The following is a 12554-nucleotide window of genomic DNA, read 5'->3' on the forward strand; positions in this document are numbered from 1 at the left end:
TCTACTCATATAGCGTCAAGCTTAACAACAAATAGATGGTGGCCTTTCATAGCCATCTCCCCGTATGGGTCTAAGGCGGAGGATGAAGTGAGTAGGGCTGCAAGCTCGATACTGACCACTAACTGACCTACGCTACACTATAGTTTGCTACTATACTAAAGTGAACGCCACAGTTGAAAAATGTTCGAAATAAACACTAAGTGCGGGATAAAACAGCAGTCGCGCGTAATATGTGAAACTTTCCTTGTAACGCGCTAAAGGTCTCTATATATTGCACCACATCGGACGCGGGATGGAGCAGTCTGGTAGCTCGTCGGGCTCATAACCCGAAGGTCGTAGGTTCAAATCCTGCTCCCGCAACCAACCGATTCTTCAAGATTTACCTTCAAAAACTAATTCACCCTCAGGCTCGCTCTTCATAGTCACGAAAGGTCGTAGGTTCAAATCCTGCTCCCGCAACCAACCGATACTTCAGTGTTTTTTTGTGCAACCTCATATAAAATAAAAATCCAAATAAAAATCCAAAGCAAAAAACAAATTCCCCCTCGTGCTCGCTTTTAGTTGCCGCGAAAAGTCGTAGGTCCACATGCTGACCTCGCAACCAAGTAATACCTTGAGTACAAATCTAAAATGAATACTTAAAAGCTAAAATCTCGCTTAGCTGAGCTACGCACGTTAACGCCTTTCATGTTTCTCGGTGATAGGGCCACATGCCAGTAGGTGAATTGTTATCCGCACAATTTATGGTGCATGCTGTTTATAACCAAGCTTTTTGCATCCAGTCATATTCAAGGTGTTCAAGTCGCATAAATCTAGGTAAAATTTAGGGTTACGAAGTTAGCCAATGTATTTGGCTTATGTTTTCTACCCCTGAGTAAAGGACGTCTATGCCTGGGTTACACCGCATCATTCTTATTAATTGTCACCTTCCTGGTTTTGTTGAACTTGACGTGTCTGGTCACAGTAACATCTGTGGCACCAATGCTTCGGGTAAAACCACATTACAACGTTTGATCCCCGTCTTTTACGGCGAGCTGCCCAGTAAGGTGGTGCCCAAGACCCGTAAAAAATTCGATGAATTCTATTTACCCCACGCCAATAGCTATTTAATTTACGAATATCAGCGCGAAGACGGTCAAGAATGTCAGGTGGTGTTAACGCGCAAAGGCAGTGATGGGGTGCAGTATCGTCTTATTGATGCACCTTATAAAAGCGAGCAAATTCTCGTTGAAATGGAAAACGGCGAAGCGCAAGCCATGCTACCAGAGCAATGGATTAAGCAGCTCAGGCAACTACAGATAGACTTCTCTCACAAAATCCAAGCCACCAGTGAATTTCGCGGCATTATTCAAAACGATGCCAGTGTGGGTGGAACAGGGCGTGAAAACACCAAGTTAAGACAACTGGCCAGTCGATACAGCTTGGTGTCCAGTGCGCATCGTATACGCCATATGGAAAAGCTAGTCAGTGCGGTGCATGCCAAAGAAGGCAAGATGGATACCCTGCGTACCATGCTGGCGGCCATTTTTGAAGAAGATGGTTTGGTACAACCCACCACCACAGTGAAAAACACCAAAGCCCGTGAATGGATAACCCAAATGCGCCAAACCATGCGTTTGCAAAGCATGCAGGGGGAGTACGAAAAAATTCAGGGGCAAACAGAGCAGCTCAATGTTATTGAACAGCAATTGTTGTTACTAAAGCCGTTACTGGAACAAGATTTACAGCGCCTGACCACAGAAAAAGCCGATGGGCAGGAACAGAAAAATAGCTATAAAACCCAGCAGCGCAGCGAAAAAGATATCTTCGAGCAAGCAGAAGGCGAACTGAACAGCCGGCTCAGTGAAACCAACGAGCAATTATCCGCCAAATCGGCTCGTTTAGATCACCTGCAGCAACAGTACGAAAAGTATCAAGACTCAGATATAGAGCAGCTGCAAAAAGACATGGATGCATTGCCCCTGACGCGGGAAGAGTACGAGCAAACGTTAGAGCAATACAACTTACTGATAGAGCAACACAAAGATCTGCAAAGCCAACTTGAGCAGCAGAAATTTAAGTTATCTGAGTCATTAGAGCGCCTATCTCGTAAGAATCAAGGGAGCGTGAAGGTCATCAGGCAACAAAAAGAAAATGTTCGCCAAACCCATCATGAAAAAGAAAGCGCCTTACGCAGCCAATTCGAGCAGCGTAAAGAGCAGCAAGGGGCAGAGTTTGAACAACAGCTGATGGACGTTGAGCGCAGTATTGTGCGCCAAGAGCACCAAGCGAAGCACGCTTCTGCCACAGATGAAGAAATGGAAAATGGTGCCCTGGCCGATAAACGCTTAGAGCTAGCCCAGCGAGCGTGGCAACAAAGCTCTGGTGCTAAAAAGCAAGCTGAAGCTTTGCACCAGCAGTGCCAGCACAAACGTGATGAAGCTGACAAAACGTTACACAGAGCTCGTCTTGCGACCCGCCAAAGTAAAGATCATTTACAGCAATTGCATAAGCAGCTTTCTCCTGAGCAAGACAGCCTGCGTCAATTTTTGCGTGACAATAAACCTGGGTGGGAGCAATCCATAGGGAAATTGATTGTTGAGCCTTTGCTTGACCGAAAAGATCTTTCCCCGAAGTTAGTAGATACCCCGCACGAGCAACATTTATTGGGTGTGCAATTAGACTCATCAGTGATTGACGCCCCTGCATATGCACAAGATGAAACCGCGTTGCGCGTGGCGCTTGAGCAAGCAACCAAGCACCTATTGGCGGCTGAAAAAGAACAGAAAAGCGCTGAAGCAGAGCTCGATCAGTTGCATCAAGAAGCTGAAATGCAGCGTGAAATGGTCGCAGAGCGCAATCGTGCCTTTGAGCAAGCTGAGCAAGAAGTCAGTTACGCCCAAAGTGCTAAGCAGCGCTATTCAGACGATCTTAAAATCGCGCTACAAAAACGCCGGCAACAAGCTCAAACGGCCCTTAACACGTTACTGCAAGAGAAAAAGCAAATCCTTGGGCAAAAAGCGGACGCCATTGCCTTACTTAAATCCGATTACGACGAGCAGTTACTTGAATTTAAATCGGGTTGGCAAGATGAAGTCGCTGTGCTTGAAGAGCAAATAGAAGTATTAGAACAGCAAGTTGAGCAGAAACGTCAGCAAAATAAAGACCAAATTAAACAGCTTGAAGAGGCGTTTAACCAAGAGCTTGCCAATAAAGATATCGACCCAAATACCCTTAAGGCACTTAAACAAAAAACCGAAAGCTTAAAAAGCTTAATTCAAACGGTCACCAGCCGCCGCGAAGAGCTGAACGAATATAAAGCATTTATGCAGTCAGATTGGCTCAAACAGCGCCCAATGCTACTTGAGCAAGAAGCCGAGCTGAAAGCGTCTGCACAGCAACTGACTCAGCAACAAAGTACGCTGCAACGCCAATACCAAAATAAACGTACTGAGTTAAGCCAAGCGTTGTCAGCCATTGAAAAACGCTTATCGGCCTGCAGTGCATTGATCACCGAGATTGAGCCCATGGTGCGCCAATTGGCCAATATTGCTTTCTCTTTTAAAGCGAACGGAGAAAGCGATATTAATTTAGGCGATCAAGCCGAGCGTATTAGTCGCTGTACCGAGGCGCTTGAGAGTCGCAGCCGCGGTGAGAAAAAACTTAAAGAGGCTTTGTCAGAGTTTGAAGCCAACCTAGGTAAAGATGCAGGCAAAGACTTCTTAGATACCATGCTACAAGCCTTTAGCGTGCTTGATGAAGATGCCAACGTGCGTGACCGCCTGCCTATCTTGCAGCGTTTGTTGAGTATTTTAGCCTCTCGTCAGCGCCAAATCGTTGAGCAAGGGGAAACCATAGGAGGGGATTTAAATAAATTCTTTACCGTGTTTAGCGATATTAATCGTAAGATCTCACTGCAGAGTAAACGCCTAACCGACGAAGTATCAGATGACTTGACCCTAGATGGGATTGCCCGTTCAGAGGTTAAGATTATTTCGACAGTGGATGAACTGAATTTCTGGACACCCCTTAAACGCTTTGCTGAGCAGTATGATAACTGGAATAAATCCGATGCCTTTTTGCCCAGTGAAACCTATCTAGACACCTTAGCCGATGTGGTTGAGGTGCTGCCAAATGATGCCAATTACAGCATTGAGTCATTGCTGCGCTTAGAGCTGCACCTAAATGAAGGCGGCTCAGATTTGGTGATCAAAAATGACAGGCAATTACTGGAGTCATCCAGTCATGGTATGGCGTATTTAATTTTGTGTAAGTTCTTACTAGCCTTTACGCGCTTACTGAGAAACCAAGCGAATATCGATATCCACTGGCCGATCGATGAAATTGGTACGCTTGCCTATCACAACGTTGAAAAGCTGTTTGCTGCGTGCGACACCAATCACATCAACATTTTAGGTGCGTTTCCTAACCCTGAGTCTGATGTATTGATGTTGTTTAAGCACAGATACTTAATTGATAAGCAGCGCCAGCGCCTTGAAAAAATTGAGCCTAAGCTCAGTCGTATCGCAGAGCGCTTACAACAAAATAGCCATACCAGTAACAATGCCAGCAATAATGAAAAACCACAGGTGACAGCATGATAGAAAATGGCCCATTACTCGAGCGTTTACTAGAAGGCGAGTTTATTTGTGCGGTGACTGACGAGCACAGCTTTCACAAACTGCAAAACGAACAGCTGGTTGAAGATCTGAATCACTTCTTGCGTCCCCTCAATCGCCGTGTGGCGAAAAGTGAAGACGGTGCCGTTTACTTTTTAGCCTACTGCGATCTAAATCAACAAGCGAGGCAGCAACTGAGTCAACAATTTAATGCGACGGTGCAATCATTGTTACCCATGCTTGAATGGATGCAACTGGTGCAAGAAGCCATGGGACGCGATGGCGCCCTAAGTGCAGGTGACACCATCAAATTGCAAGACTTTGAATCAAAAGTGGTAGATAACCAATCCCTTATTCAGCGTTTAGGGCAGTTGTCTAACGACAAGCTTTTTAAGTCCACCAGTGACAAAGCTGATATGCAGATCAAGCAAGTGTTTAAGCGCATTAAAGAATTAGGCTACATCTATCAGCCCCATAAAGACCGCTTATTTTATATTGTGACTGGAAAGGTCGAGCAACTCATCGAGTTAGTGCGCTTTATAAAAGATGAAGAAAACGTGCCCATTGACGAAGATGCCCCTGAGCAAGAGGCCATGTTTTGAGTAACATCCACGAAGGCAAAAGTAGCGCCCAGAGCAATCCACTATTTCAACTAGGTACAGAGCGCTTAGAGCTGATTGGCAAACATGCAGAAGCCCTTATGCAAGGCTATTTGCAAGGCCATGTGGATGAAAGCAGCTTTAGCCAACAGGCTCTTGAAAAGCTAATCAATGGGCGTATTTTATGGCGCCCAGATGAGCAACAACCCCTGAGTTTGCGCCCCAATGTTAACGAGCTAATCGCAGGATTAACCCAAGATGAGCGCAAACGCCAGATCAACTCAGATGTGGGCGAACATTTAGACTTAATTCACACCCGAGTGCAGTCGTTGCAAGCCGCTAGGCAAAAAGGCGACTACGCAGCAAGTGAGCATCATATGCAGCTACTAACAGAGCGGGTGCATGATATGACAGGGCAATTTGGCGATGCCATTGAAAGCCTCTGGCATAGGCTTAATACCGAGTTTGGTTTTGTCAGCAGTCTAGATGATAAAATTCTTGAAATTGAATTAGCCCAGCGTCAACTAAGACGTATTCTCGACGGATTCAAAATCATTAGCTTCGATGATTTAATTCAACTTGCTGGCAGTGACGGTGGCCTGCGAAAACTCTTAGTGAGCCAGCTACAAGCGCGTATTTCAGAGCATTCTGGTTCATTGCTAGAAGTACAAAAACGTTTGGTATTGTTAATGGCGCGTTTTCGTCATCAACAAGAGCGCGCTTTACTGGTCAATCGCATGAGTGCGTTTTTACGCCAACATCCGAATTTCAAAGTGGGTGATTATCCAAATCGCAGTCAAGTACCAGCTGTGATCAATCAAGCCCACGGTATTATCGCGCAAGCATTTGTTGCACTTGATAGGCCTCAAGACAGTTATGCACTGGCTGAAATTGCCCGAGCTATCCCGCGAGATCTTGTACCTGAGTCACATTCAGAAAAGCAAACTCAAGGCTTTGCCACGTCAGTACAAGATTTGGTGGCCACAGAGCAAAAGCAACTGGCCAAAGATGTTGAAGATTTCTTTTTGTACGTCATTGAAAGCAGCGCGGCGATCAGCGGGGTCGATTATCTCGCCGAGAATGAGATGCCGTGGGAGCCAGAAATGTGGCTGTTTCAAATTGTGGCTGAATACGAAGGCCTACCGCAACAAAACAAGCAAAGCTTCATGCTGGAAAAAGACAGTGCGCGAAAAAGCCCGTTTAATCATCTGCACATTATTCAAGATGTTAAATTGGGCATGCGTTTCTTCGGTGATTTTCAGGCCGCGAGCTAGCATTTATGACTGACTCATTGGTGCCCAAGGCCAAGGTGCTACTGAAAGAGCAGTACTTTGCTTTGTTGCATGATGAGCAGACCAGTACCAGAAAAACAGCCGCAGTGACCCACATAATGGCTTGGTGTGAGCAGGAATATATTCAGCCTGGCCAGTGGTTGAATAATAAAAAACATTTCCGTTTCACTCGTCAAGGCATTGAGGCCATTCGCGCCAGCTATTTGCTGAGTATGGGGGAGGATATTTTTGCTGATTTTAGCGACGATACACATCAAAGTGCAGCCTTAAAAAGCACGGATGAAAAGCAAGGGCGAATAAAACCGACACAATCGTTAGTACTGTGTGCGCTTTCTAATCAAGCGCCTTTGTTATCAAACGACTTGCAAACACTTAACGCGTTTAATCAGCAGTTTTACCCGTGTGAGCAAGTGAATGTAGAACTAAATCTAGCCATGTTAAATTTAGCGGAATTCGATAATCTGCTGATCATCGAAAACCGCGATAGTTTTAATGATTGGCATCGGTTTCAAGGGCAGTTGACGCAAGACCTAAACAAACTTTTGGTTATTTACCGTGGTGACAGTGAGCACAGCACCAGTACTAAAGCGTTACTCGAACAATGGCAAGACGAGCGGCCACGTTGCCCAAGGATATATTTTGGCGATTTTGATTTAGCAGGCCTACGCATTGCGGTATCGGGTCAGTACTCCCATCTTCTGCTGCCTAATGTTGATTGGCTAACATCACATTTAGTCAAACAACATTACCCAGATGCACACCTCAAATTTCTAGCAAACTTAACGCTGCAGTGCCCACCTCGATGGCAACATTTGCTGTCGGTTATGCAAGAGCAGCGTGCGGGCCTGCGACAACAAATGATGTATCAAACGGCATTGGCGCTCTATCCGCGTTGAGTAAAATTAAATTATTGGTTAATAACCTAAATACTTCTGGTCGCCATGGCGGGTGACACACTCATTGCGCGCACTGCGGGTTTAATCACCGCTAATTGACTGATCGCAAAGATGGTGAATATACCCAGCGGTAAGTAGACAATAGGCAAGGGGGTAAGTGCGTACTGTGAAACAAGAAAGATGTTTAACACCAAGGTAAGTAATACGCCAAGAGCAGCGCCAACAGCGCAAAGCAATGCATTCTCAAGCATAAAATGCTGCAAAATTTGTCGTTCACTTGCCCCTAAGGCTCTACGTATACCGATCTGTTGGCGTCGTTTATTAATATTAAAACTGGCTAAGCCTGCTACCCCCATGGCGGTTACAAAGGCTAAAACAACAATCACCACTAATAGAATGCTCACGGTCGCAATGTCTGCGGCGTAAATTTCGTTTTTAGCTTGCTGAATACTTTTTATTTTACGTATCACGCGCTGAGTGTTTTCTTTAGCGAGCGTTGCTGACAGGCTTTGCATCAAGTCATCTAGTCTATTAGCTTTGGTACGGATCACGTAGCGTGCTGAGTTGTGGGTCACGCGGGCAGGGGAGATAATGCTATTTTCAACGTGCTGCCATTCAACCCAAGGCGCATGAAGTTGTTCGACTATCCCTTTGACAACAATAGGCGTGTTTTGATTGACATATATTGTTTTGCCCACTGCACTTTGCCAATCTGACTCACCGTATAATGCCGTTGCCGTGGCTTTACTGAGCAATACATGACTTGGCCATTTGCTGTCAGCCTCGTTAAGCCATAGCGTATCTTGCTCACTGAAATTTTCGCCAGCCACTAACGTTAAGGCAAAGGTGTTAATACCATGCTCATCAAACTTATAACTGGCAGCGGGGATGAGCGCAGCGTCTTTATCAGTACTGGTCTGTAATTCATACCAGTTACCGCTGTCAGACAGTGGAAACGAGTTGGTCTGCACTGCGTCAATCACACCATCAGTGGCGCGAATAAGCCTCAAGTCACTTTCAATTGTAGCCCTAGGGTTAAAGTCTTGGGTAAAGCCAGAGCTGGTCAAAAAGAATGTGTACTGCTCATCAATGCCAGTGTGGCGTTCGATATGAGTGAAACGGTCCCAAGTAATTGCCAAGCCATTAGTGATAATAGCCATGGTAATCCCTATCTGAAAGACAACTAATACAGCACTAAAGCGATGACGAGTTAAGGCGCGAAAGATAGGACCTACATTAAGAAATACGTTCATCTACATGACCTGCTTATTGCTTGATTTGCATGGCGGGCACCGGTCTACACGCTGTGTAAACGGGTACAAGGCCAGCTACAATAGTGCCCAGCACCGCTAATGCGATTACACCGATAGCGATGGTGATATTCAGGTCTACTAAATGACCGTAGCCCGCATAAAGTGCAGCAACACCATGCAAGCCGACTACCGCTAAAAAGATCCCCAGTATGCCACCACAAAAACCTATCAATACTATTTCTAGGGAATACTGCATGATGATTTGGCCAAAATTAGCGCCAAGAGCCCGGCGCAGGCCTATTTCACTGTGCTTGGTATGTAGCTTCGCACTGAGTAAACTGGCGGCATTGATTAGACAAACCAGCAAAAACATCAATGACAGCCAAAACATGACTTGCACGTCTTGCTTAACCACTTGCTTGTATTCAAGCCACTGCTCTACGTTAAACAAGCGGTTGTTGATCGGGCGCGGAAAACGGCCCAGAGACTTTTGTTGTTCGACGTAGTTTGTTAGAAAAAGACTGAATTTAGACATCTGGTTGGGATCACCAAGCTCAACCCAAAGTTGAAAATTGATGCACTCCGAATTCAAAAATGCATCGTAGCGCTCACTTTCCACCGCCTTCCAACAACTGGTTATGCCGCCATGGGGCAATTCGAATTCTGCTTTCAAACCCAGCGGGAGATACATCTCTTCAGGCTCGCTAAATGCACCGTAGGACATGTCGTAAAACTTCGGTGAAAGATGCCAGTCATCTAAAACGCCAACTACGGTAAAGGTGGCACCAAGCATGGTCAAAGTTTGCCCCACTGAGTTAGCGCCATTGAACACCCGTTGGTTAGTTTCTTTACTCAGTACCACCACGTAATCATTATTGTGTTCGGCACTTTCATCCCAACCCGCCCCATAAATAAACGGCACATCGAACATAGGAAAAAAGTCTTTACTGGTCACGCGCATCACCGCCAAAAATGGCGTTAAACCTTGCTTTGCCGGGTTAACCATACCCCAAGTAATGGCACTGGCGCTTTGCCGTTTAGCCTGTTTGGCTTGTACGATATTATTGGCATCTGTCCAGGTCACAAATTCTGGTGGTAGGTTGGGGGCCACAGCGGCTTGATTCGGATCCCAGTTATCCAGTTGAACGCGAAATAACTGCGCGCTTTTATGGGCTATTGGATTTGCTGACATGCTAGTAACAAGCGTTAATGTAATGGTGCAAGCCGCGATCCCTAAAGCAATGGTTAGTATGGTTAACGCGCTATGTACCTTAGAGCGAAAAATACTGTTTATTGCTAAGCGACAATAATAGCTAAACACGTTGTACGCTGTCTGCTTGAGGTGAAGTACTTGATGCACCTGAGTCACACACACGGCCATCGCGCACCACTATCTGTCGCTGAGTCTGTTGGGCTAAGCTCTCATCGTGAGTGACCATGATGATAGTCGTGCCACTTTGGTTAATTTCCTGTAGCAACGCCATCACACTTTTTGCCATCTCAGTGTCTAGGTTACCTGTTGGCTCATCGGCCAGTAAAAATCGTGGTGAGCCTGCTAGCGCCCGTGCGATAGCCACTCGCTGTTGCTGACCACCTGATAACTGTGCAGGGAAGTGTTTTAAACGTTTGCCTAAGCCAACTCGCTCTAGGCTACTCAATATTCGCTCTTTTCGCTGGGCTGCATTAAAGCCACGGTAGCGCAGAGGCACGTCTACATTATCAAATAAATTTAAATCGGGAATTAGATTAAAGCTTTGAAAAATAAAGCCGATTTTTTCATTGCGCAATTGACTGCGCTGGCGGTCGGTCAAGCCCTGAATATCTTGCCCATCAAGGGTATATTCGCCGCTATCGAACGTTTCTAGCAAACCTGCCACGTTCAAAAATGTGGTTTTACCTGAGCCTGAGGTCCCGGTTACGGCCAAAAAATCCCCTTCGTTGACCTTTAAGCTAAAATCTTTGAGTGCATGGGTTTGCACTACATCTGTAGTAAAGACCTTACCAATATTATTCATTGCTAACATACTTCACCTTGTTGTTATTGTTGTGTACTGCATTGAGACAGTGGTCCTAACTAACTGGCGGCTCTAACGTGCTAACAGCACAGATTCAGCTCCATCAAGGGCGTCGGTTGAAGATATAATCACTTGGTCACCCTGGGCCAAACCGGCCAGTATTTCTACTTCACTTAAGCTGCGCGCTCCTATCGTAATAGGTTGGCGCAATGCCATATCGTCTTTAATGACATAGGCGTAGCGACCATTATCACTTTGTAAAAATTGACCACGGGGCAGTGTTAATACAGACGACTTGTTTTCCATAAGTATTCTTGTGCTCAGTCGCTGGTTCTGCCTTAGGCCTTCTGGTTGTTGTAGGGCTTCACCTTGTTGATTTTGTTTCGCGAATCGCACACGCCCGGCCACTTGGTTATTCTCAATTTCAGGTGAAATAGTCACTAAAACAGCGGCGTATTGTTGACCGTTTAAACTGACTTGTGCATCCATACCGATTGCTAAGTCGTCTGCGTAACTCTCAGGAATATCAACGTCTAATTCAAATTCGGATAAATCCACCACACTTAAAATCGGTTGATTTTTGCTAACCTGATTTTTTTGTTGCACAGCAAGGTTGCCAACGATGCCATCAACAGGTGAGCGCACAAGAAGCTGATCAACTTGGCGCTTGGTTTCAGAGACTTGTAACGCTTGGCGCTCTACCAATAACTGCTGGGTTTTTAGCTCAAAATCGAGGCTTTCTTGATCTAAGCTGGCGTCTTGTAATGCATGCTTGAGCACCAACTGGGCATTTTTTAAATCGTCTTGGGCTTTTTCAAAATCAATTTGACTGATGGCGTGAGTAGCATAGGCATTATCAGCACGGCGCTTTTCACGCTCGGCAGCTACGGTGGCAACCTTAGCCAAATCAGCGGCCTTTTGTTTTTCTAAGGCGAGTTTTTTACCTTGGATCCGTTGTCTGTCTAATTCCAACTTATTACGCTGTAAACTAGATTCTTCTTGCTTGAGTTGGTTAGTTAATTCAGGACTATCGATAGATGCCAGCAATTGGCCTTTCTCTACTTTGTCACCGGCATCAACTTCAAAGGTGATCGTGCCTTGCGCTGGGCTATAAAGGCGAGGGCTAACGGCGGCGACAACGCGACCTTGCACGGATAAGTCTCGTACAAAGTCTTTTACGGTCACCGTGGCTACCCGAACATTTTGCATCGACAGACTGGTATCCGCAGACGACCAGTTACGTAGTGCGCTCCAAAATACGTAGATAAGCGTTGCGCAAAGAAATAGAACAGCAACGACAACCCATAGGTTTTTTTTAGAAGAAGGTTTTTCGAGCACGGTATCCTGTGCACTTGTATCGGTAATATTCAATTATGTTCCTTGAGACATTCGTCATAGACGAGTACATTTATACCTTGACCCAAGCCTTTTAACGTCTTGTTTCACAAGGGTAAATTAATTGCGCCTGAGTGTCTACACAACTTGATAACAATTACTTACATTTACAAAAAAGGATGAGAATAAACATTATGTTAGCCCTACGTCCTACTTGCGAGCACTGCAACAAAGCATTACCACCTGATGCCAAAGATGCCATGATTTGTTCATTTGAATGCACCTTTTGTGCAGTGTGTGTTGACCAGATATTGTCAAATGTATGCCCTAATTGTGCAGGCGGTTTGACCCATCGGCCTATCCGGCCGAGCCGTAACTTCGTCAACCATAATTGTTTAGAGCAATACCCGGCGAGTAGCGAGATAATTCATAAACCTGTCGATCTCAAGAAACACAAATTGCTATTAAGTATGCTTAAAGGACTCGCCCCCGAGTTTAGATAAGCATCTCATAGAGCAAGGGATTAAGGACGGTCTAATAAATTTCGATGATGCTTGTGTATAAGA

9 protein-coding genes and 1 tRNA gene are annotated in these 12554 nt (G+C 45.5%); 6 read left to right on the forward strand and 4 right to left on the reverse strand.

Annotated features, from left to right (window positions below):
• Positions 1 to 286: 286 nt before the first annotated feature.
• From GMES_RS06865 to GMES_RS06885, 5 genes are all read left to right on the forward strand, one after another.
• Positions 287 to 363: transfer RNA gene (locus tag GMES_RS06865), tRNA-Met, on the forward strand.
• Between the two features lie 524 nt (positions 364 to 887).
• Complete coding sequence (locus GMES_RS06870; protein ID WP_006991897.1) at positions 888 to 4580, forward strand: ATP-binding protein; 3693 nt, start codon at positions 888 to 890, stop codon at positions 4578 to 4580.
• A complete protein-coding gene (locus tag GMES_RS06875) occupies positions 4577 to 5200 on the forward strand; it encodes a condensin complex protein MksE (protein ID WP_006991898.1) in 624 nt (207 codons plus the stop codon). Before GMES_RS06870 ends, GMES_RS06875 begins: the two co-directional genes overlap by 4 nt.
• Entirely contained in the window at positions 5197 to 6471 is a 1275-nt protein-coding gene (locus GMES_RS06880) for a hypothetical protein (RefSeq protein ID WP_006991899.1), read from the forward strand. The genes GMES_RS06875 and GMES_RS06880 overlap by 4 nt, the downstream gene beginning before the upstream one ends.
• Before the next feature lie 5 nt (positions 6472 to 6476).
• Positions 6477 to 7385, forward strand: coding sequence for a DUF7281 domain-containing protein (locus tag GMES_RS06885; protein ID WP_006991900.1), 909 nt, complete (start codon positions 6477 to 6479; stop codon positions 7383 to 7385).
• 26 nt (positions 7386 to 7411) lie between these two features.
• On the opposite strand, the gene GMES_RS06890 is transcribed toward GMES_RS06885, so the two are convergent.
• From GMES_RS06890 to GMES_RS06905, 4 genes are all read right to left on the reverse strand, one after another.
• Positions 7412 to 8638 carry an ABC transporter permease gene (locus GMES_RS06890; RefSeq protein WP_006991901.1) on the reverse strand — a complete coding sequence of 409 codons (1227 nt, stop codon included), beginning with the start codon at positions 8636 to 8638 and terminating at the stop codon, positions 7412 to 7414.
• Between the two features lie 13 nt (positions 8639 to 8651).
• Positions 8652 to 9959 carry an ABC transporter permease gene (locus GMES_RS06895; protein WP_039986835.1) on the reverse strand — a complete coding sequence of 436 codons (1308 nt, stop codon included), beginning with the start codon at positions 9957 to 9959 and terminating at the stop codon, positions 8652 to 8654.
• The gene (locus GMES_RS06900; RefSeq protein WP_006991904.1) at positions 9952 to 10662 is read right to left on the reverse strand and encodes an ABC transporter ATP-binding protein; all 711 of its coding nucleotides are present in this window, start codon (positions 10660 to 10662) and stop codon (positions 9952 to 9954) included. Before GMES_RS06900 ends, GMES_RS06895 begins: the two co-directional genes overlap by 8 nt.
• 63 nt (positions 10663 to 10725) lie before the next feature.
• Positions 10726 to 12024 (reverse strand): efflux RND transporter periplasmic adaptor subunit, encoded by a 1299-nt coding sequence (locus GMES_RS06905; protein ID WP_006991905.1) that lies wholly within the window; start codon positions 12022 to 12024, stop codon positions 10726 to 10728.
• Positions 12025 to 12182: 158 nt separating this feature from the next.
• Here GMES_RS06905 and GMES_RS22185 point away from each other — a divergent pair, with 158 nt between their 5' ends.
• Positions 12183 to 12491 (forward strand): DUF1272 domain-containing protein, encoded by a 309-nt coding sequence (locus GMES_RS22185; protein WP_081974750.1) that lies wholly within the window; start codon positions 12183 to 12185, stop codon positions 12489 to 12491.
• The last annotated feature ends 63 nt before the right edge of the window (positions 12492 to 12554 follow it).

It is taken from the genome of Paraglaciecola mesophila KMM 241 (assembly GCF_000315015.1).
In the GTDB taxonomy this organism is placed as follows: domain Bacteria; phylum Pseudomonadota; class Gammaproteobacteria; order Enterobacterales; family Alteromonadaceae; genus Paraglaciecola; species Paraglaciecola mesophila.